The sequence below is a fragment of the Streptococcus bovimastitidis genome, assembly GCF_001885095.1.
GTDB classification, from domain to species: Bacteria; Bacillota; Bacilli; order Lactobacillales; family Streptococcaceae; genus Streptococcus; species Streptococcus bovimastitidis.
This window is the reverse complement of the sequence record NZ_LZDD01000003.1, coordinates 1-21,327: the sequence shown is the minus strand read 5'-3', so window position 1 is coordinate 21,327 and position 21,327 is coordinate 1. Positions and strand designations below refer to the sequence as shown.

Below are 21,327 nucleotides of genomic sequence, written 5' to 3'. Positions count from 1 at the left end.
TATTAGTGTTTACGCGCAAGGGCGTTGAAAAGATTAACCACAATAAAAATGGAAATAAAAATCAAAGTAATGGTTGCACTTGCTGGAGTTTCCCAGAAATAGGAAAGAAAAATACCAGATAACATACCTACAAAACCAATGCCAATCCCAATAAAGATTACAGAAGTAAAATTCTTACCAATTCGCATAGCAATACTTGCCGGTAAGACCATAATGGTAGAAACCAATAAGGCTCCTGCTGCCGGAATGGTTAAGGCAATGGCAATCCCTGTTACGATATTAAAGAGAATAGACATGAGACGAACCGGTAAACCATCAACATAGGCTGTATCTTCATCAAAGGTTAAAATGTACATTGGTCTGATAAAGAAAAGGGTCAAAAGTAAGATAATGATCGCAATAACAAATAAAGCGATAACCTGCTCCATACCAATCGTAATGATGGAACCAAAAAGATATTGTTCCAAACTAACATTGGAATTGCCACCAGACTTACTCATAATGACCAAGGAAATGGCTAGTCCTGCTGACATGAGGATAGCTGTTGAAATTTCCATGTAGTGTTTATAGACAACACGTAAATACTCTAAAAAAATAGCAGCAAGACCGACAACAATGACTGTTGTCCAAGTAGGATTAATGCCTAAAACAACCCCTAAAGCAACCCCTGCCAAAGAAACGTGACTTAAGGTATCACTCATCAAACTTTGACGACGAAGAATTAAAAAGATACCAAGGATTGGTGCAAAAATACTGATAGCAATAACAGCCATAACCGCTCTTTGCATAAAGTCATATTGTAAAATATCAAGCATGGTTTACCTCCTCTGGCTGGTCGTCGCTATGGACATTGAAACAACGCCAAGGTAAACTTTCATTGCGAACTAAGTGAATATTACGATCAGCATAGTCTTTGACTTCTTCTGGATCATGGGTGATCATTAGGACAGCCTTACCGTGCTTATGGGCACTATGGTGCATCAATTGATAGAAAGTTTCTGTAGTCCCACTATCCATCCCCGTCGTTGGTTCATCTAAGACAAAGATATCCGGGTCAGAAGCAAACATACGGGCAATAACAACCCTTTGTTTTTGGCCACCTGAAAGGCTACCGATACGTTTGTGGCGACTGTCCCACATGCCAACAGATTCCAATGAAGCTTGAATATGTTCTTCATCATGTTTGGTCAAGCGACGAAACCATCCATTTCTTGGATAGCGACCAGATTTTACAAACTCATAGACCGTTGAAGGAAAACCAGCATTAAAACTAGCTACTTGTTGCGGTAAGTAAGCAATTCGTAATTTCTTACCATGCTGATTCTGTTTTGCGAAGTCAACTTGCCCCACTTTCGGTTTGAGGATGCCAAGTGTTGCCTTTACTAAGGTCGACTTAGCTGCTCCATTTTCACCCGTGAGGGTGACAAATTCGCCACTATCCAAATAATAATTGACACCTTCTAGGACGGTCTCAGTTTCATATTGGAAGGACAGGTTTTCAACGGTTAAGTATCTCAATCTCTTACCTTTCTAACTCATCAGAGAAAACGGTCAAGAATTTCTCAATGACCTTAGTCTCATCTTGGGAAAAATGTCCAAGCAAACGAGCATAGACATTTAGGGTTTCATCATGGTGATGAGTGTGTTCTTGGGCAATTGGCTTAGCTAAATCCGTCAACTCAAAATAAGTCACACGCGCATCAACGACATCTTTTGTCGCCGCCAACATATCTTGTTTAATCAAACTCTTAATAGCTTTGGTTACAGCTGCTTGACTAATGTTTAAGATTTTTGCCAATTCCGTATTGGTTAATTTATCCTGTGACAAAAGCATCAAAATGTGCTCTTGTGTGTTGGTTAATTTGACATCACTTTGGCAGGCTCCAAACAAGAGTTCATGCTGATTCTCAGCCTTTAACAAAATCTGATTTACTAAAGTATCAATCTTCTTTTCTAATGTTCCCATAAATCTCCCTCTTTTTCTTAACCAGTTAATTATAACAAAAAGGCATCAAAGAATCAAACCCTATAGAGTTCTCACTTTATAGACTTCCTTACAAAAGCCCTTCAAGCTATTAACCACTCGATTAGCTTGTTTTTCACTTTGACAGAGGGCAAAAACACTAGGCCCGCTTCCAGTCATCAAGGCTGCATCAGCCCCACTACTCATCATTTTATCTTTGACTTTTTGAATAAAAGGTTTGCGAGCAATGGAGATGTCTTCTAAGGAATTCCCCATAGCTGCCACCATTTCTTGGTAATCTTGCTGCTCGATTGTTTCGACAATCTTATCAATATTGACGCGTTTAATGGTTTCTGAATTAATTTCTGGAAAAACCGTTCGGGTTGAAATCCCAAATTCCGGTTTGACCAAAACAACCCAGGAGGCTAGGTGACCATCTATTTTCTCGACAATTTCACCCTTACCTGAAATGCGTGAACAGCCAGCTTCAATACAGTAAGGAACATCACTCCCAATGGCCATCCCAATCTCAAGCATCTCTTCCTTGCTCATTTGCAAATCCCATAATTGATTAAGGGCTCTGATAGTTGCTGCAGCATCGCTGGAGCCACCCCCCATTCCAGCACAAATAGGAATTTTCTTAGTCAGAAAGAGTGAGACTCCTGATTGAATGCCATACTTACTTTTTATGAGTTGGGCAGCCTTATAAACATCGTTCTTAGCATTAACCGGCATTTTGGGGCAGTCTGAGGCAAATTGAATGCAATCATCATCTAAAGGACTGACGCTGATATAATCACATAAGTCAACCGAAACCATGACCATTTCCAAGTCATGATAGCCATCCTGGCGCTTTCCTTGAATGTCTAATCCCAGATTAATCTTAGCCGGAGCCCTTTCAATTATTGTCGTCATCTTCATCACCTCTTTCACTAAAATATACACACTCATTAAGAAAAATTCAAATAAATCTTATCATACTTCAAATACCTTGACAAGTTTTGACCGCTTGCCTAACAAGGACTTATCTAGAAGATTATTCTAGCTTTAAGTGCCTATTTACGGTAAAATAGTAAGGTAATCAATTCAAGGAGAAGCCTAAATGTCAAGCTACTGGAGTAAATATCCGGAAATCGAAAATCAGATCCAAGACGTCTGCCAAATCATCGAAGAACGGGCGCACGTTCGTAATACAGAAATCCAAGATGCCATCGTTCAACTAACTCAGGCCGGCGGAAAGTATTTACGTCCTGCTTTTTTCTTTTTATTTACCAATTTTGGCCAAAACAGGGAAGAAAAATCTGAACAACTGACCAAAATCGCAGCATCCCTTGAAATCCTGCACATGGCAACCTTAATTCACGACGATGTCATCGACGATTCGCCACTCAGACGGGGGCAAAAAACCATCCAAACCAGCTTCGGTAAAGATGTGGCCGTCTATACCGGAGACTTCCTCTTCACCGTCTTCTTCGAATTAATCCTAGAAACCATGCAAAATAGCCCCTTCATGACCGTTAATGCCAAGGCCATGAAGAAAATCCTAGTGGGTGAACTAGATCAAATGCAGCTTTACTTCAACCAAGACCAGTCTATTAGAGACTACTTACGTTCCATTTCTGGGAAAACCGCAGAGCTTTTTAGGTTAGCTAGTAAAGAAGGTGCCTATTTTGGTGGGGCAAGTCCAGAAGTGGTCAGCAGAGCTGGCAGAATTGGCTACAACATCGGTATGACCTTCCAAATCTTAGATGATATCTTAGACTATACCGCAAAACCCAAAGACTTCAACAAACCAGTTTTAGAGGATATCACCAATGGTGTCTACAGCCTACCACTCTTATTTGCCCTCAAAGAAAACCCAACTGCCTTTAAAGAACTCTTAGACAAAAAAGACAAGCTAAGCCCTGAAGAATTAACCCATATCAGCAAACTTGTTGTCGTTAATCATGGGGTTGAAAAAGCTCAAGAATTAGCCCGTAAATACACGCAAAAAGCTATGGATGACATCCAAAAGCTACCAAAAATCAAGACTCAAAAGCAATTGATGCAATTGACCAACCACCTCTTAAAACGTAAAATCTGAGATAAATCATAACCACCCGTTAAATAGCTGGTTTATTGTTCAGGCCATTACGTGAAAAGGACAAAAAAGCTATATAATGAAAAGCACCCCAAAGTTAGAATTTTTAACTTTGGGGTGCTTTATTCATGGATTCTGCTAGCGTCAGACAGAGCTAGGCTTGTTTGCAGAATCTAAAATTGTTATATTTTTTAATCAGCCACTACTGATCCTCTATTCTCCATCATCAATGGCTTTTAAGTGACGGTAACGAGGACTTGAGTCTGCTAATTGAGCTGGAGACCCAGACATTTCAATTTGCCCATCTTCAATAAAGATAATCTGGTCGGCATTTTCAATCCCTTTCAAGTGGTGGGTAATCCAAATGATTGTTTTACCCTGAAGCACGGTCATGAAAGTATCAAGCAAAGTTTTCTCGGTAATGGGATCCAGACCAACAGTTGGTTCATCCAAAAGAACAATCGGCGTGTCCTGCAAGAGAATCCGAGCTAGGGCTAGACGATGGCGTTCACCACCAGAAAAGCGCAGACCTGCCTCATCGACCATAGTATTCAACCCCTTAGGCAGAGCAGCAACCATATCTTTTAATCCAACTTGTTCCAACACGCGCCAAACATCCTCATCGCTAGCCTCTTCATTACCCAGACGAATATTGTTAACTAGACTAGTATTGAAAAGGTAGGGAGCTTGCTGGATAACACCAATATAATCCGAAATCACTTGACTCAGATCACAAACATCCAACCCGGCCAGAGTAATCTGACCCTGACTCGGACGCAAATCGCCCCGAAGTAAAGTTGCCAAGGTACTCTTACCAGACCCGCTCTTACCTAAAATAGCCAGCTTCTGACCCTCTTTGATGGTCATATTAATTTCTTTAAGCACCTCTTTGGAGTCTGCAGAATAGGCAAATGATAGATGACTAATTTCAATATCGAAAGGTTGTTGGGGAATAGCCTGTGGCTCTAGAGACTGCTTAGGATCAGCCAACTGATTCAAGCGACTCAAAGAGTTGGCATAGACAGATGTTTCCTGGGCTGCGCCTGACAGACCAGCAAAAGCTTCCACCAAGGGGAAAACAGAAAGAACAAAAGCAGCAATCCAATTGGCGGCACCGCCCTTGTGACCTGGGAATTGGTAGGAAGCCCAAACGATAACCAAAATCGCTAAGAAACCAAAGGCCATTTCAAAAAGCAAGTTACGACGATTATTAAAAGCGCGCATCTCGGCTTGAACTTGAGCTAACTCAGCTTCCGAAGTTTCGTGCAATTGCACATAATCCTGACCACGCTGGCTGAAAATCCAATCTGAAATACCCAAAACATTATCAGTTAAATCCGTATAGAGATGGTTCTTGAGGGCTTTTTCTCTTTCCTGACGAGCGCCGTTGATGAGAACTGACCATAAAGGAAAGACAAAAACCAAGACACCTAGATAGATGAAGAGAATCAAGGCAAACCACCAAGAAAAGTAGCCCACACCAATGATAACAAAGGCGTAAAGCAACCAAGCAATAATGGTTGGGAAGATAGTTCTCAGGTAGAGATTTTGGATATGGTTAATATCTTCAGCTAAGAGACCCATAATGTCACCTAGACGGTGATTACGTTTTAAGAAGATAGCATCTTCTTCTAAACTATTATAGAGTTTGAGCCTCAATTTAGAGGTCATCTTCAAAACCCAGTTATGACTGGTCAATCGCTCTAAATAACGAAAGACTGGCCGTCCTATTCCAAAGGCTCTGGTAAGAACAATTGGAATATAAACTAAAAGAATATTAGTTGGCAAGGAGGCTGATTTAGAAATCAGAAAACCTGAATTGAACATGAGGGCAGAGGCCGCAAAGAAAGTCAAGAAACCAAGTCCCAAGGCTAAAATTAAGGCCTTACGATACTTCTTAAAATAGGGTTTTACCCACTGATCCTTTTCTAAGGCTTTGAATAATGGTATCTTAAGCATTTCTACCTCCCATGGCATGTTTGAGGTCATAGAGATAACCTTTCTTAGCCATTAACTCTTCATAGGAGCCGACTTCAACCACTTGCCCATGGTCTAAGACAACAATTTGATCCATGTCTTTTAACCAATGGAGACGGTGAGTGGCAAAAATAACCAAACGATCTTGCATGAGGGGTAACATTTCTTCTTTTAACTCAATTTCGGTTTCCAAGTCCAAGTGAGCTGTCGGTTCATCAAAAAGCATGATGCGACGGTCCTTGTCAAGGAAGGCCCGAGCCAAAGCGATTCTTTGGGCCTGACCACCACTTAGGGGTCTTGCTCCGTTGCCAATACGTGTTTCAATGCCTTCTGGCAATTCCGCCACTAATTCTTCCAGCCCCACCACTTTAATGGCTTCTTGGATTTGCTCCAAGCTTGCTTCTGGCGTGTAGAAGGCAATATTTTCGCGCAAGCTCATTTCAAAAACATAAGGCGACTGTGGAATGTAGACTAGCTGTTTGCGCCAATCTTTTTGATCTAGATGAGGCAAGTCTTGGTCGTCAATGGTGAAAGTTCCAGCATCAGCTGCTAAGAATCCACTTAAGAGATTGACTAAGGTTGATTTACCTGATCCGCTCATGCCCACAAGGGCTACTTTTTTAATACCTGTGACCTTCAAATCTGGAATTGACATAAAGTCCTGACCATCATAAGAAAGTTTCATATCTTTAATCTTAAGTTGGCTTTCCTGACTCCAAGGCTTGATAGCCACTTCTTCTGCCTGATTTTCTGGGCGATTAAGAACTTTTTGGACTGCCGTAAAAGCATTTTTCCCATCCAAAGTGGCATGGTAATCACTTGAAAAGTCACGAACAGGAATAAAGTATTCTGGTGCCAAAATGAGGACTGTCAAAGCTGGGAAAAGGAGAATCTCTTCATTGATTAGACGCAAACCCAACATGACCGCTACAATGGCAATCGATAGAGTTGTGAAGAAATCTAATGCAAAAGTTGATAAAATTCCAATTCTTAGAGCAGACATGGTCGCCTTACGGAAAGACTCACTGGTTCTGTAGATACTTTTGGCATAGCGTTTACTAAGGCCGAAAAAGCGTAGGGTATCAATACCACGTAAGGAATCTAAAAAGTGATTAGATAGGACTTGATAAGAAGCGTACTGCTTATCTGCACGTGATTTAGCTGCTAAGCCAAGAATAATCATAAAGAGGATGATGAGAGGATAAACTAATAAGAGGATAATCCCAGAATCAATATCCATATAGAAAACAAAGGCCAAGATAATCCAAGGAATGACAGATAAATTCATCATCTTATTAAGAACCAGATGCAGATAGTCCTCAATCAAACTAATGCCATCTAAAGCCATAGTGATAACATTCCCAGATCCCTCTTCTTGCACAATCTGTGGTCCAAGTAAGAACAGTTTAGCTAGCAATTGACTTCGTAGTTCCAAAGCATGTTTAGCTGCGAAACGATCCAACTGCGAATCTTTAACATAATTTATAAGGTGTCTTGCCAAATAAGCTAAAATGAAATAAAGCATGGAAAGATAGGTCGTTGAAAGGGCCTGGCCTTGCCATAAATGCGTAATAGCCTGACTTAAAAAATAAGCTTGACCTATAATAAAGATTGCCTGTAGGAGATCTAATCCTGCAAGCAATCCTAACATTTTATGAATACCTGACAAGTGCATAACCGCTTTATCTAGCATTATTTTTCCCCCGTTACAATAACTGGTAGATTAATACGTTTTCTGAAAATGTAATATGCCCAAGCTGTGTAAGCTAAGACAAATGGTACTAAAGAAATAGCAACAATTGACATAATCTTCAAAGTATAAGGAGATGATGATGCATTTTCGATCAACAAATCATATTTAGATGAGATTGATGAAATCATCACTCGTGGGAAGAGTCCTTGGAACAAGAGAACAACAACTGAAACAAGGGTTAAACCGCTAGCAATAAAAGCAGACATTTCAGCTTTTCTGAAGACTGACACATGAGCGAAAACTGTTAAACCAACAATAACTACTAGAAGTAATAAAGTTGTGATTAAATGTTTAGCCAAGAAGTCTGTTTGGAAAGCAAGTAAAAGCGCGAAGGCTACTAATCCAAGATAGAGAATCCAGTAAAGGAATTGTGCCACATTATTAGCACGATCTCTAACAGGACCTTCTGTTTTTAAAGCAATATAGTTTAAGCCGTGGAGGTAGGACAATAGTACCATTGCAACACCACCAACGATTGAAAAGATATTGAAGTAATCGCCAAAGTGAGCTGTCATATTGGCTTTCGCGTCGATAGGCATTCCTTGAACAAGACTAACAAACATGACCCCGAAGAAAAAGGGAACGATAGTTGAGCCAATGGTCAAAGTCCAATTCCAAATATTCTTTTGACTAGCAGGCACATTGTGTCTAAATTCAAAAGAAACACCACGAATAATTAATCCAAATAAAATAGTTAAGAGAATAAGGTAGTAACCACTAAACAATGAAGCATACCAGTATGGGAATGATGCAAACATAGCACCACCAGCTGTTAAAAGCCAAACTTCATTACCATCCCAAACAGGACCAATTGTCTTAACGATTTGATCTTTTTCTTCTTCATTATGGGCAAGTGTTTGTACTGCCATTCCAACACCAAAGTCGAAACCTTCTAAGAAGAAGAAACCTGAGAAAAGAAGTCCAATTAAGAAGAACCAGAAAAATTGTAATCCACTCATTAGAATGCTCCTTTCTCAAATGGGTCAATACTTGATTGTTTCAAACCTGCTAAGAGTACTTCTTCATGTTCAGGCCCTCTATTCAATTCACGAATAACCAAGTAAACCATCATGGCACCAAGTCCACTGAAGAGTAAGAAATAAACAGTATTAGAAACAAGTAGAGATGCTACTGAGACATTAGGTGAGACACTGTCTTTGATTTTAAACAAACCATAAACTGTCCAAGGGTAACGCCCTTGCTCAGTAATAATCCAACCAAATGAATTGGATAAGAATGGAGCAACAGTTGTTAAAGCAACAATTCCTAACATCCATTTATTTTCATATAAGATTGGTTTCTTCGGACGTGTTAAGAAGAGTCCTAAAACAGAAACACCTAACATTAAAGTTCCAAAAGCAGCCATGGTTCTGAAACCATAGAAGAGTAAGTTAACCATTGGGAAATAGTTATCTTCGCCATATTTAGCCACTAATTCTTTGTTGGCTGTATCCATCCCTTTAACAGAACCTGAAGGTTTGCCATAAGATAAGATACTCAACATGTAAGGAACTTTAATCCCAAAGACTTGTTCTTTTTTAGCTTCATTAGCCCAAGCGACTACCGTCCAAGCGGCTGGATCACCAGAATCTTCGTAATCACCTTCCATAGCCGCAAATTTCATGGGTTGGTCGTTGATTAATGCTTTCATTTGCAAGTCACCGACACCCATTACTGAGATTGAACCAAGAAGGGTTACTAATAAACCTAGACGTAATGATTTCTTATAGATATTTTGAACAGACTCTGTTAATTTTTCTTTGTTAAGCAGTTTGTAAGCTGCCATCCCCGCAATAACAGTTCCACCCATTGTGATGGCCCCAGTGATAACATGGCCGAACTCATAATGGAATTGGTGGTTATTGATTAAAGCAAAGAAATCAGTCATTTGTGCACGACCGTTAATCACTTCATAACCAACGGGATGTTGCATGAAGCTATTGGCAATCAAGATCCACATAGCAGACATCATTGAACCAAAGACAACTAACCAGATAAAGCTGGCATGTAATTTTTTACTAATTCTTGGATTGTCCCAAGTGAACATCCATAGACCTAGGAATGTTGATTCCATAAAGAAGGCAAGTAAGGCTTCAATGGCCAGTGGAGCACCAAAAATGTCACCAACAAAACGTGAATAGTCAGACCAGTTCATCCCAAATTGGAACTCTTGGATAATACCGGTAACTACCCCAACGGCAAAACTGAGGAGCATGATGTTGCCCCAAAATTTTGTCATTTTTTTGTATTCTTCATTTTTTGTGACTACGTATAGGGTTTCCATAATAGCAACAACAAAACAGGTTCCAATTGTGAAAGGCACAAAGAAGAAATGGAATACGGTTGTCATTGCAAATTGAAACCGAGCTAACGTTTCAATAGTCATAAATCTTCCTCCGATTTGTTAATTCCTTAGTCTGTTTCAAGCAGATTAAGGGAAATTGATAAAGTGAATTGGTTATCTTAATGATACAAATCGAAGCGACCTTTGGCAAGAAGTTCTTTCAATCCACCCATTTCAACTAATGATTTATTCATGATACCTTTTTTAGCCACAGATGCTGGGTAGCCTTTGATTTTAGATTTACCAACAAGTCCGAAGGCATGTGTGTTACCAACAGAGGCAACTGTACCTAGTGATTTGTAAGTGAAATCTTCTGTTGCTTCACCTTTAATTTGGTGTAAAAGGTTTTTAGCAGCATGCGCACCCATACGAGTTGCGATTTGTGCTGTTGTTGGGAATGGACGGTCTGTTTCAGGATCCATAAGGGCAGATACATCACCAAGAATATAAACATTATCATATTTTGGATCGCGGAGATCAGAATTGATGATAACACGGCCACGACGTTCTGCAAAACCAGATTCACCCATAACAGGGCTTCCGCTGACACCTGTTGTCCAGATGATTGTTTCAGCAGCGATTGATTGACGTTCAGCATTTTCGTCTGGGCTTGTTGCGTAAACAACTTCACCTGGTTTGATTTCTTTGATCATTGAACCAAGCATTAAGTTAACGCCAAGTTTTTCAATTAAATCAACACCATATTTAGCCATTTCATCATCAAACATTGGCAAGATACGAGTTGCTGCTTCAACGCAGACAATTTCGATTTGGTCTTCTGTAACACCAGCCACTTGTGCGTAGCGTTTACGTTCATCAACCAAAGCACCAGCTAATTCGATACCAGTGAAACCAGCTCCACAAATCAACAGACGTAGATAGTTTTTATCTTTTGTTTCACGGTATTTTTCCATCATGCGAAGGATATGTTGGTGAATGTTATCAGCAGTATTGATGTCTACCATTTGAAGTGCATTCTCTTTAGCACCGCTGATACCGAAAGTTTCTGAACAGAAACCAAGTGATACGACCACGTAATCGTAGTGAAGTGTTCCACTATTTTTTAATTCAGCTGTAGAAGCTTCTGGATTAACTTTTAAAACATCATCTTGGATAAAAGTAACTTTCTTTTCATCAATAACATCTTTGATTGGGAAAGAGATTTTATCTTTTGGTTGTGATCCAGATGCTACCTCATGAAGTTCAGTTGCTTCATAATGATAGTTGTTACGATCAACTAGGGTAATATGGAAATCACCCGCTTGTTTTTGTAATGAACGTACCGTTTTCAAGCCAGCATAACCAGCTCCTAATACTAAAATGTCTTGCATAATACTCTCCTTATAATATTAATGTCAATTTATTATTTTAAAAATATACCAATAAAGTAGGTTAAAACTTGTGTCAATGATCCTAAAGCTAAAATGCGGACAGCACAGATAAAGGTTTCCCTTTTGACTTGTTTTTGCCAAAGCAAGCGACTTTGCTTATAGATAAATGGTATCAAAAATAAGCTCAATAATACAGTTACTGGAGCAAATCCAAGTAGGTATTGTCCAATAATTGCTAGGATTGCTATGATATTGCCTAATGCAAAGAGCACAAGACCACCTTTTAGCCCCGTATAGTGGACCAAAGTATAACGGTGATTACTTTCATCTTCTTCTTTGTCACATAAATTATTAGCTAACATGAGATTCGCTATCCAAAGAGTGTTGGGTAGCGAAATCAAGAAAATAGCTGCTAAATTAGGAAAATCCCATTTGAACTCTTGATAAGTATTAAGGTAAACACAAATCAATGAAATAACGAAGCCCATGGTAAAACCAGAGAAAAATTCACCTAAAGGTAAACTTGACAGTGGCCTAGGTCCATAGGAATAGAGAATCCCAACACCAAAGCAAAAGAGCCCCATCACTAGCAAAGGCCAGCCCACAACTGCGGTTAATAGGATACCAATACTAGCTGAAATGAAGAGAAAAGCTGCCATCAGTTTTTCAATCAAACTGATCGATAGGCTTTCGCGACCAATGATATTAGTGTTTGCTTGATAATCTATGTTAATAGCATTTTTATAATCGTTATAGTTATCCCACATATCAACAAACATGTTGAAAAAGAACATGGCGATAAAGAACGAAAGAACTAAGAGGGGATGAAGACTACCATAGTAATAATAGCTAAAGCACAAACCAATCAGAAAAGGGAAAACACTTGCTGTTTTAGCTTTCATTTCCACAAGTTCCAAAAATATAGGAATAGTCATGAAAAGCCTTTCTTTTAGATATTCTTTAACCCTTATATTATACTCCAATTTGTTTCAAGAATAAAACAAATGATTTAAAAAAATTTCATTTTCAAGTCTCTTTTGTATTTTTTTACAATTTTTGTAAAAGAAAACGCATTCTCTGAAAATGAGATGCGTTTCTTCCATTATTTTCAATAACTATGTAAAAAATCTAGCTTATTGATGACTTACTCGCCAATAACCAACATTGATTTAATGGTTTTACGGTCCTGCATATCTTGGTAAGCCTGATTCACATCGGCCAAATCATAGGTTTGTGTGAAGACACGCCCTGGATTAATATCTCCATCTAAAACAGCTTTCAATAAGACTTTTTTATCATAGGTTGTCACGGATGCTGAACCTCCAGCAACAGAGATATTTTGAGCAAATGTAGACCCCAAAGGACGGTTATTGTAGTGTGGAACACCAACAAAACCGACACGACCACCATTATGAAGAACGCCTAAAGCTTGATCCATGGCTGCTTCCGTACCAACGCATTCTAAGGCAGCGTCTGCACCGCCACCAAGAATTTCTCTCACCTTGGCAATACCTTCTTGGCCACGTTCAGCAACCACTGCTGTAGCGCCCGATTCTAAGGCCATTTCTTGTCGGTCTTGATGACGACTCATCAAAACAATTTGCGAAGCTCCCATCATTTTGGCAGCAATAACAGCACATTGACCTACAGCACCATCACCAATGACAACAACCTTATCCCCAGCCGAAACCTGTGCGCAACGGGCAGCATGATAACCAGTCGGCATAACATCTGCTAGCGTCAGCAATGATTTAATCATTCCTTCAGAGTAGTCTGAAGGTTGACCGGGAACTTTTACTAAGGCCCAATTGCCATAATGGAAGCGAATGTATTCTGATTGGAATCCATTAGACCAATTACTGTAACCAGGATGATTATCACATGTGCCGTCAAAACCAGCTCGACAGGCATCGCAATGCCCACATCCGTGGGTAAAAGGAACGATGACAAAATCTCCAGGTTGAACAGTCGTAATATCAGCTCCAACTTCTTCCACAATTCCTAGAGCCTCATGGCCATCATTGATAGAATGCGCTGCTTTGTTGTCACCGTGGGCGTATGCCCATAAATCAGAACCACAAACACAAGCTCTGACCACTTTAATAATAACATCATCTGCCTCTTGAATACTTGGTTTCGAAACTTCCTCAACTTCCACCAAACCTGCTTTATGAAAAATAGTTGCTTTCATCTGACTTCTCCTTATTCTTTACCAGTTATGATTTTTAATAATTCTGATAACTTATGTTAAGTATACACCTTGAAGTGGACTTTAAGTCAAGAAAAAATTTGTATATAAAAAAAGACCCGGCTGATTCTTATCAACTGAGCCATTTATGAAATACACTTTTTACTTTTTATCCAATGGCAACTACAACTTGATGCTTGGTCAGACCATATTCTTGCATCAAGAATTCTCTTAAGCTTTTGTCATTCATTTTAGACTGGACATTGTAAGAATTACCGTCACTGGTTTTAGAAACAATCCTGACTTTTCCCACCAACTTCTTGTTTTCTTTCAAGTCAATATGTCTATCAACATCATGAAAACTTACGACGTATAGAGCACCGACTGCCTTAGCAGCATCAATATTCCCCTTAAAAGGGAAGTAAACGAGAGCCACTAAAAATGCAAAGCCAATAAGAGCAAAAAAGGGTTCCAATATAGTTTCCATTCTCATATACCTTCTCATAAATTAATATGAGATGAAGTATACTCTTAAACATAAGGGAAAGCAAGTGGTTTAGATATCATATTTAACTATAATAAAAGGGTATTTCCACTTAGTTTTTAGCTAATATAGGCTTTCGAAAAAAGAACTAATTTTTTAACCAAATATGTTGTAAAAAGCTAATATCTTTATAGGGTTTCAAGTCACAGACAGCTAATTCTAGCTGGGTCATTTCTGCAAACCAATTATCGCCTGTTTTGAAGGCATTAGGTTGGAGGCTGTAGAAGCAGCGCAATCCCTGATATTTGACCAAGGTCATCTGCGAAGCGTCTAGCAATTCCTCCAAAGAATAAGTAGTGCCTTGCGTGAAAGACACAGACTCAAAGTCTTCACCGTTAAGTAGACCTAAAGCTTTATCGATTCGATTTTCAAAAACTGCTGCCTGCATGACCTTACCGGCCTGATTGTGCTTAATAATAGATAGTTGACCATCTGGCTTCAAGACACGCTTTAGTGCCTGCAAATAGGTCGTCCGTTCCTGCGGAGCTACATATTCCAAAACATTGTGGCAAATAATCAGATCGAAAGACTGAGCTTCTAACTCCTCTACTTTTTCGATGCTTCCTAAAATTTTCTGAAAAGCTTGCGGCGTCTGGGGATCAAGCACCTCCTCATTTGGCTCGATAGCGATGACCTCATTTTCTTTGGCTAAGAATTGACTGGTCAAGCCAAAGCCAGCCCCGAAATCTAAGATTCTTTGATTTTTGATATGAGCTAGTTGGGCAAAGGTTAAGTCATATTGAATTTTACCCCAGGGTTGAGAAACCCATTCCTTATATGATTCTAGATTGACTGACATAGAAAACCTTTCTTTGACAAACTGATTTATTCAGAGAAATAATTAATTTCAAGCTGTGACCAGATCTCGTTCCAATTCTTTTTGAGCATTCTCTGATTGTATATTTTGTGGCGTTCCGGATCTCCTTGGTAGAAAGGGGTCGGATTGACTTTAAATGCTAGTATATCATTTTCACCATATGGCAAAAAGAGATCTAGTTGGTTATCTGGATTTAATCTAGCTGCAATAGCGGTGCATTTCTCAGGAAACTTAGAAATGGCATCCCTGGCACTTTGGTAAGGCTGGGCATTTGGGGTATGAATATGCATGTAGACTTCATTCTTTACCTCCCAATCATATTGAGGAAACTTTATCTTGATTTCCTTCTCTAATTCCACTGTCTCCTGATAACTTAAATGAGGATCATAAAAAACCAAATCCACATCCGTCGTTAGAGCTTGTGCTTTATTGGATAGTTGATTCCAAATAAAATTGCGTAAAGTTCCAGCACAAAGCCAAGCATCTGGTAAATCTAGACCTTTAATGATTTGAAGCAAAGTCATTAGTTCTTGGTTTGCATTAATGAGTTTGGAGATTGTAGTCATTTTTCTCTCCCTATTTTCAATTCATACAGATATTCTTGACTTTCTGATTGAGACCCTTTATTAAAGCGGCCGCCTGCGACAGACACTCTTGTCATGCCTAGCTTTTCCATTAAAGCATAGGAAGCTTTATTTTGACTATCGCAATGAGCAATATAATGCTTAATCTGATAGTTTTTAGTGAAGTAGTCCATCAAGGTTTTAGCAGCCTCAAAGGCAATCCCTTTTTGCCAATAATGGCGATTCAAAATCCATCCAATTTCAGCCTCCGGACCCGCTTCTTTTGACAGACTTATCCCACCAACATGCTTACCGTCAAAAATAATGGCAAAATCTAACTGAAAGACTTCTTGATTAAAGGACTTCCAATTGTCTTCACAGCCTTTTAAAAAGTTCTCTGTTTGCTGAAGCGTATCGTTTGGCAAATTAAGCATATAAGTATTGGCCTCACGATCACTGGCATAAGCATGTGTGGTCATTAAATCTTTTATGGAAATAGGTCTTAATAAGAGGCGTTCACTTTTTATTTCCATAACTTTCTCCTTAAATTATCTTTTTTCTTCAATGAGTTCCATGACATAGTCCAAATCTACGTCCCTTTCCAGATGTTCAGGTGTCCAGGGAATCTCAATGTCAGGCAGTACTCCGATATCGGTCATCCCTTTTCCATGGTCAATAGCCAAGCTCCGAGACGTCGGATAGACAAAGGTGAAATCGTCATAGCGCACAAAGCAACAGTTGGAATAATCTAGGATACCAAGCGTTGGCCGGCCCACTACTGTTACTTTTGGCATCAATGTCATCATTTCCACAAAGTTTTCCCCAGAAGAGCCACAATTAACATCACTTAAGACATAAATCTTTTCTGGTCGCTGAATCTTCTTGCATAATAGTGAGAATTTCTAAAAATATCTCTTTTTTTGTCATTTTGAGCTCCCGAATCATAATAATCCTATTTTAGCATAGGAAGGACAATTCAGGACAAATTTAATGGACACAAAAAAAGCAAACCATCAAGGTTTGCTAAATTGCTGAAATATTAAACGGCCCTTACATAAGTCTCTTTTTCTTTACCAACGGAATAGACGTATTTATGACCTTGCGTTAAGCTATGATAGAAACCATCACCATCATAGATTTGAAAGACTTGCATGCTATCACTGGATTCATCTTTGTAAATATAGTCATAATAAGGATTATTAGCAAAGACTTTTTTAAGATAATCATTCTCGACAGGACGAGCGAGACCTTCAATCCGAATAACTTGAGTCAGATAGCCATCTTCAACCATTGCCGTTAAAGCAACCCGTTGATTACCAGTTAATTGCTTATAGAAATGAGTTCTAGGACTAGTCATAAAGAAAATGCCTTCTTCAGTCGCTGCTGTAATATGAGCATGACGAGCATGGGGATTACCATCTTTATCAATGGTCGCAAAGACGCCAACCTTCATATCTTCAATAATTTGCATGATTTCTTTCAATTCCATAACCATTTCTCCTGTAAGCCTTTTCTTAAAGTATATCAGAAAGCAAGAGACTTGTTAAGGACAAAAAGAAGATATTCGAGAAACGAAAAAGACAAGGTCATTAAACCTTGTCTTTTTAAGTATACCGGCGGCCGGGGTCGAACCGGCACGTCCGTGAGGACACTGGATTTCGAGTGCTACCAAACACTTTTTAAAGTCAACAAACACTTATTTAATAAGGTTTAAGTTTTGGAAATTAACTTAAAAACTAAGTAATTTTGAGATTTTAGTAACTTTTTCGTTACTTGTTCTAAATATGCAAATGATGTGTCCTTCGTTTATATGAAATAAATTTTTAAACCATCTGAATATAAAATTTTACTATTAATGATTTTATCTTTGTTGCTTCAATACACCATCACGTATCTCAAAAATTTTATCACATGATTCAATCATCCTTCTATCATGTGTTACCATAATGACGGTCTTTTGTTTTTCCTTGCACTCTTTCTTTAAAAGTTCTACAACTTCATAAGCTTTTTCTGAATCTAAGCTTGCCGTTGGCTCGTCTGCCAAAACAATAGCTGGATCATTATAAAGTGCTCTGGCAATAGCTAATCTCTGTCTTTCACCACCTGATAAGTCCCTTGGTAATTTATTTTTAAGGTGAGTAATACCTAAATCCTCAAATAAAGATTCTTGCAATTGATTATTTTCATTTTTCATTAGTTTATCAACTAATTCAAGTTGCTGTTTAGCTGTCAAAAAAGGAATCAAATTAGAGGCTTGTAAAATAAATCCAATATCTTTAAACCGCAATTTTGATCTTTCTTTTTCATTTAAAGAAGTAAAATCATTCCCATTTATGATAACATGTCCTTTCGATGGCGTTTGTAAACCACCGGCTATTGTTAAAAAAGTAGATTTTCCTGAACCGGAAGGCCCAATTATAGATATAAACTGGCCTCGCTCTGCACTAAAATTCGTTTTTTTAAGGGCAACAATTTGTGTTTGACCATCTTTAAAGGACTTCGTTACATTTTTAAATTCTAAAACATTCATATTGTTCTCCTATCCAATCGCTTTCAAGGGATCTATACGGATAATAGCAAATACAGAAAATAATGTCCCTAAAATAGAAAAGAGTATCATACTCATAAAAATAATACCGTAAAAGAACCAGTTTCCTTGAAATGGTACTGTTTGTGGAAGTATTAGGGAACTCGCCCAATTTGCTAAAAGCCCTAAACTACTTCCAAATAGACTTAGTAAAAAAGTTTGTGTTAATACAGCATTTACAATAGTTTTATTCGAAATACCTTGTGCTTTCATGATTCCAAAAATCGGTGCTTTTTGAATTGTTAATACATACATAAAAATTCCAATAATTATGGCTGAAATAATAACTAAAAATCCGATCATAAAACCGAATGTCATTGTCTGAGCACTATATCCTGGTAATTTTTTTATAAAAGTTTCAAGAGATAGTTTTTGAAATTTATCTTTATCATATTTTTTCAATTCTCCTTTTATTACAAAAGCATTAACTTTTATATCATGATTAGTCAATAGTGATTGGACTGACGAATCTATATTTTTAAAACCACCAAGTGTCATATAAATAACGGGAGAAACATTAAATGTTGCTTTCTGGCTAATACCTACTATCTCATATTTTTGGATCGAGTTTGCTAAATATATTTTATCATTAAGTTTAAAATTAGACTTATCTGCAAGAGACTTATCAATAATTACTTCCTTATCAGAAGTGATGGAGCGTCCTTTGATAATTTTAGGTTTTAAAAACTCATCCTTATTTATACCAAATATACTAACTTTTTCTTTATCTGACTCTTTTGGCTCTTGTTTATTCCAAGCAACTGTGCTTCTTTGAGCTAAAGTTGCTAATTTTGATGCTTCAATATTATTTTTTTCACTAATATTTATAGAAGATAAATTTAGAGTACTATTTGCATCCTTAGACAACAAAACTGTATCTGCTTTCCATAAATCGATAGCAGATCGGTTTTCCTGTATCAACCCATAGGCTAAACCTGATAAAAAATACATAAGATAAGCAACTAGAAATAGTAACCCTACAATCAAGGAATACCTAAGTTTCGATTCTTTTAGTTCATTTATGGCTAAAAACATATAATCTCCTTTTTTCACTTTTTATTAGTTGAATTTATACTCTCTCGTATGTATTAGATTAATAAAACTACTCTAATAAAAACTCAATGATCCAATAAATAGATTTTTCAAATATACAAATACTCACCGTTGAACATTAAATTGACTAATTCAATGTTGTTTTTCAAATTATAACAAAAAGTGTTCAAATTATAAATTAGTTTATATTTTTCTTTCAAGATATTATTTTGTGGTTTAATTTTCATCAACTGTAAAAATGTATAATTTCAAAAAGTAGGTACCCAGTATCTAGCTATTTTCTCTCCATCTTCTCTAATATAAAATGAATCAAACTTGCCACCTAATTTTTCAATCGTTGCACGACTAGCCTTATTATCAATTAAAGCAGTGATAAATACTTGGTCAATACCTCTTTCACGGAATCTCTCTAAAGCAAATTTTAGAAGAATTGACATTATCCCCTTACCTCTATAACTAGGAGAAGTAATATAACCAATATGACCTCCCTCACTTGATAAATTTCCTTTTGACAAATCCCACCTACAATCTATACGAGCACAAATTACATTATCCATAAAAAAATAATAACTAGTTGCAGGTGAATAATTTGGATTAGGGGCATCTGTTTCTAAAAGCTTAATATCTTTTAAATATTTATGAAAATCATCAATTTCATTAATTGTTGAAAGAGAATAACGAAACCCAGTTTTCTTTTCAAACAATAAGTCCTGCAAAAATAAATCAAAAGGTTCTTTATCATATATATCTAAAGTTCTTATTTCCCATATCATAACATGTACTCCTCATCAAATAAATTGATATATTATATCACAAATAATAAAAAAACATTAGGTGAAAAATTTAGATTATAATTTTTAGTAACTTTGGTTCACAATCGTCTGTACAATATAAAAAAGACAAGGTCAATAAACCATGTCTTTATAAGTATACCGGCGGCCGGGGTCGAACCGGCACGTCCGTGAGGACACTGGATTTTGAGTCCAGCGCGTCTGCCAATTCCGCCACGCCGGCATTTCAAATTTTCATTTAAAAACTGGGGTAGCTGGATTCGAACCAACGCATGAGGGAGTCAAAGTCCCTTGCCTTACCGCTTGGCTATACCCCAATAAAATAGGCGAGTGATGGGAATCGAACCCACGAATGTCAGAGCCACAATCTGATGTGTTAACCACTTCACCACACCCGCCATATTCCAAACACGGGCAGTAGGAATTGAACCCACACTGAAGGTTTTGGAGACCTTAGTTCTACCTTTAAACTATGCCCGTTAGGATGGAAAGAGAGGGATTCGAACCCCCGAACCCGAAGGAGCGGATTTACAGTCCGCCGCGTTTAGCCTCTTCGCTATCTTTCCATGATATTAAATTGTAATGGCGCGAGACGGAATCGAACCGCCGACACATGGAGCTTCAATCCATTGCTCTACCAACTGAGCTACCGAGCCATGTATACAAAACATTGTATATTGCGGGAGCAGGATTTGAACCTACGACCTTCGGGTTATGAGCCCGACGAGCTACCTAGCTGCTCCATCCCGCGATAAGTAAAAAGGAGGATGTGGGATTCGAACCCACGCACGCTTTTACACGCCTGACGGTTTTCAAGACCGTTCCCTTCAGCCGGACTTGGGTAATCCTCCAAATATAGTCCGTACGGGATTCGAACCCGTGTTACCGCCGTGAAAAGGCGGTGTCTTAACCCCTTGACCAACGGACCATATATTAATGGGCACGAGTGGACTCGAACCACCGACCTCACGCTTATCAGGCGTGCGCTCTAACCACCTGAGCTACGCGCCCAAGCTATTGATATATAGCTTGGAAAAAAACTATAAAGCGGGTGACGAGAATCGAACTCGCGACAACAGCTTGGAAGGCTGTAGTTTTACCACTAAACTACACCCGCTTAATAATATGGGAGTTAACGGGTTCGAACCGCTGACCCTCTGCTTGTAAGGCAGATGCTCTCCCAGCTGAGCTAAACTCCCATTGAGTGTTCCTAAGCTAAGCGACTTCCGTATCTAACAGGGGGCAACCCCCAACTACTTCAGGCGTTCTAGGGCTTAACTACTGTGTTCGGCATGGGTACAGGTGTATCTCCTAGGCTATCGTCACTTAACTTTTT

General features: G+C 38.4%; 20 protein-coding genes, 12 tRNA genes, 1 rRNA gene and 1 pseudogene. 1 reads left to right on the top strand and 33 read right to left on the bottom strand.

Annotated elements, in window-relative coordinates:
* Positions 1-2 precede the first annotated feature (2 nt).
* From A9Q68_RS08450 to ispE, 4 genes are read right to left on the bottom strand one after another with little or no spacing between them, the layout of a single operon-like run.
* Positions 3-815, bottom strand: coding sequence for a metal ABC transporter permease (locus A9Q68_RS08450; RefSeq protein ID WP_071794272.1), 813 nt, complete (start codon positions 813-815; stop codon positions 3-5).
* Positions 808-1,518, bottom strand: a complete 711-nt coding sequence (locus A9Q68_RS08445) for a metal ABC transporter ATP-binding protein (RefSeq protein ID WP_071794271.1) — start codon at positions 1,516-1,518, stop codon at positions 808-810. Before A9Q68_RS08445 ends, A9Q68_RS08450 begins: the two co-directional genes overlap by 8 nt.
* A 4-nt stretch (positions 1,519-1,522) precedes the next feature.
* A complete protein-coding gene (locus tag A9Q68_RS08440; RefSeq protein WP_071794270.1) occupies positions 1,523-1,966 on the bottom strand; it encodes a zinc-dependent MarR family transcriptional regulator in 444 nt (147 codons plus the stop codon).
* A 60-nt stretch (positions 1,967-2,026) separates the two neighbouring features.
* Positions 2,027-2,878 (bottom strand): 4-(cytidine 5'-diphospho)-2-C-methyl-D-erythritol kinase, encoded by an 852-nt coding sequence (ispE, locus tag A9Q68_RS08435; protein WP_071794269.1) that lies wholly within the window; start codon positions 2,876-2,878, stop codon positions 2,027-2,029.
* A gap of 187 nt (positions 2,879-3,065) precedes the next feature.
* Between ispE and A9Q68_RS08430 the strand changes: the two genes are divergently transcribed.
* Positions 3,066-4,046 (top strand): polyprenyl synthetase family protein, encoded by a 981-nt coding sequence (locus tag A9Q68_RS08430; protein ID WP_071794268.1) that lies wholly within the window; start codon positions 3,066-3,068, stop codon positions 4,044-4,046.
* Positions 4,047-4,256: 210 nt separating this feature from the next.
* Here the strand turns inward: A9Q68_RS08430 and cydC are convergent, their stop codons facing one another.
* The 29 genes and pseudogenes from cydC to rrf all read right to left on the bottom strand — a co-directional run bounded on the left by cydC (position 4,257) and on the right by rrf (position 21,321).
* Positions 4,257-6,002 (bottom strand): thiol reductant ABC exporter subunit CydC, encoded by a 1,746-nt coding sequence (gene cydC / locus A9Q68_RS08425; protein ID WP_071794267.1) that lies wholly within the window; start codon positions 6,000-6,002, stop codon positions 4,257-4,259.
* Positions 5,995-7,713, bottom strand: coding sequence for a thiol reductant ABC exporter subunit CydD (gene cydD / locus A9Q68_RS08420; protein WP_071794266.1), 1,719 nt, complete (start codon positions 7,711-7,713; stop codon positions 5,995-5,997). The genes cydC and cydD overlap by 8 nt, the downstream gene beginning before the upstream one ends.
* The gene (gene cydB / locus A9Q68_RS08415) at positions 7,713-8,732 is read right to left on the bottom strand and encodes a cytochrome d ubiquinol oxidase subunit II (RefSeq protein WP_071794265.1); all 1,020 of its coding nucleotides are present in this window, start codon (positions 8,730-8,732) and stop codon (positions 7,713-7,715) included. Before cydB ends, cydD begins: the two co-directional genes overlap by 1 nt.
* Positions 8,732-10,159 carry a cytochrome ubiquinol oxidase subunit I gene (locus tag A9Q68_RS08410; protein ID WP_071794264.1) on the bottom strand — a complete coding sequence of 476 codons (1,428 nt, stop codon included), beginning with the start codon at positions 10,157-10,159 and terminating at the stop codon, positions 8,732-8,734. Before A9Q68_RS08410 ends, cydB begins: the two co-directional genes overlap by 1 nt.
* 77 nt (positions 10,160-10,236) lie before the next feature.
* Positions 10,237-11,448, bottom strand: coding sequence for an NAD(P)/FAD-dependent oxidoreductase (locus tag A9Q68_RS08405; protein ID WP_071794263.1), 1,212 nt, complete (start codon positions 11,446-11,448; stop codon positions 10,237-10,239).
* A gap of 32 nt (positions 11,449-11,480) precedes the next feature.
* On the bottom strand, positions 11,481-12,383 hold the full coding sequence (locus tag A9Q68_RS08400; RefSeq protein WP_071794262.1) for a prenyltransferase: 903 nt from the start codon (positions 12,381-12,383) through the stop codon (positions 11,481-11,483).
* A 209-nt stretch (positions 12,384-12,592) separates the two neighbouring features.
* A complete protein-coding gene (locus A9Q68_RS08395; protein WP_071794261.1) occupies positions 12,593-13,639 on the bottom strand; it encodes a zinc-binding dehydrogenase in 1,047 nt (348 codons plus the stop codon).
* Between the two features lie 166 nt (positions 13,640-13,805).
* On the bottom strand, positions 13,806-14,123 hold the full coding sequence (locus tag A9Q68_RS08390; protein WP_131814176.1) for a hypothetical protein: 318 nt from the start codon (positions 14,121-14,123) through the stop codon (positions 13,806-13,808).
* Positions 14,124-14,268: 145 nt separating this feature from the next.
* Positions 14,269-14,979: a class I SAM-dependent methyltransferase gene (locus A9Q68_RS08385; protein WP_071794259.1), complete on the bottom strand. Its 711-nt coding sequence runs from the start codon at positions 14,977-14,979 to the stop codon at positions 14,269-14,271.
* A gap of 26 nt (positions 14,980-15,005) precedes the next feature.
* Positions 15,006-15,563, bottom strand: coding sequence for a nucleotidyltransferase family protein (locus tag A9Q68_RS08380; protein ID WP_071794258.1), 558 nt, complete (start codon positions 15,561-15,563; stop codon positions 15,006-15,008).
* The gene (locus A9Q68_RS08375; protein ID WP_071794257.1) at positions 15,560-16,093 is read right to left on the bottom strand and encodes a GNAT family N-acetyltransferase; all 534 of its coding nucleotides are present in this window, start codon (positions 16,091-16,093) and stop codon (positions 15,560-15,562) included. Before A9Q68_RS08375 ends, A9Q68_RS08380 begins: the two co-directional genes overlap by 4 nt.
* A gap of 15 nt (positions 16,094-16,108) precedes the next feature.
* Positions 16,109-16,429 (bottom strand): annotated as a pseudogene (locus A9Q68_RS08370) (S41 family peptidase); the annotation flags it as partial.
* Positions 16,430-16,599: 170 nt separating this feature from the next.
* The gene (locus A9Q68_RS08365; RefSeq protein ID WP_071794256.1) at positions 16,600-17,049 is read right to left on the bottom strand and encodes a pyridoxamine 5'-phosphate oxidase family protein; all 450 of its coding nucleotides are present in this window, start codon (positions 17,047-17,049) and stop codon (positions 16,600-16,602) included.
* A 372-nt stretch (positions 17,050-17,421) separates the two neighbouring features.
* Positions 17,422-18,090, bottom strand: a complete 669-nt coding sequence (locus A9Q68_RS08360; protein ID WP_071794255.1) for an ABC transporter ATP-binding protein — start codon at positions 18,088-18,090, stop codon at positions 17,422-17,424.
* A 9-nt stretch (positions 18,091-18,099) separates the two neighbouring features.
* The gene (locus A9Q68_RS08355; RefSeq protein WP_071794254.1) at positions 18,100-19,182 is read right to left on the bottom strand and encodes an ABC transporter permease; all 1,083 of its coding nucleotides are present in this window, start codon (positions 19,180-19,182) and stop codon (positions 18,100-18,102) included.
* Between the two features lie 266 nt (positions 19,183-19,448).
* Positions 19,449-19,973, bottom strand: coding sequence for a GNAT family N-acetyltransferase (locus A9Q68_RS08350; protein ID WP_083426046.1), 525 nt, complete (start codon positions 19,971-19,973; stop codon positions 19,449-19,451).
* Between the two features lie 157 nt (positions 19,974-20,130).
* Positions 20,131-20,214, bottom strand: a tRNA-Leu gene (locus A9Q68_RS08345).
* 22 nt (positions 20,215-20,236) lie between these two features.
* Positions 20,237-20,308 (bottom strand) — tRNA-Gln (locus A9Q68_RS08340).
* 8 nt (positions 20,309-20,316) lie between these two features.
* Positions 20,317-20,389, bottom strand: a tRNA-His gene (locus A9Q68_RS08335).
* 11 nt (positions 20,390-20,400) lie between these two features.
* Positions 20,401-20,471: transfer RNA gene (locus A9Q68_RS08330), tRNA-Trp, on the bottom strand.
* A gap of 5 nt (positions 20,472-20,476) precedes the next feature.
* Positions 20,477-20,557, bottom strand: a tRNA-Tyr gene (locus tag A9Q68_RS08325).
* A gap of 17 nt (positions 20,558-20,574) precedes the next feature.
* A tRNA-Phe gene (locus A9Q68_RS08320) sits at positions 20,575-20,647 on the bottom strand.
* Between the two features lie 21 nt (positions 20,648-20,668).
* Positions 20,669-20,742: transfer RNA gene (locus A9Q68_RS08315), tRNA-Met, on the bottom strand.
* A gap of 10 nt (positions 20,743-20,752) precedes the next feature.
* Positions 20,753-20,842: transfer RNA gene (locus A9Q68_RS08310), tRNA-Ser, on the bottom strand.
* 5 nt (positions 20,843-20,847) lie between these two features.
* Positions 20,848-20,919 (bottom strand) — tRNA-Glu (locus tag A9Q68_RS08305).
* Positions 20,920-20,928: 9 nt separating this feature from the next.
* A tRNA-Ile gene (locus A9Q68_RS08300) sits at positions 20,929-21,002 on the bottom strand.
* Positions 21,003-21,037: 35 nt separating this feature from the next.
* Positions 21,038-21,108 (bottom strand) — tRNA-Gly (locus A9Q68_RS08295).
* A 9-nt stretch (positions 21,109-21,117) separates the two neighbouring features.
* Positions 21,118-21,190, bottom strand: a tRNA-Val gene (locus tag A9Q68_RS08290).
* Between the two features lie 15 nt (positions 21,191-21,205).
* Positions 21,206-21,321: ribosomal RNA gene (rrf, locus tag A9Q68_RS08285) — 5S ribosomal RNA — on the bottom strand.
* Positions 21,322-21,327 lie beyond the last annotated feature (6 nt).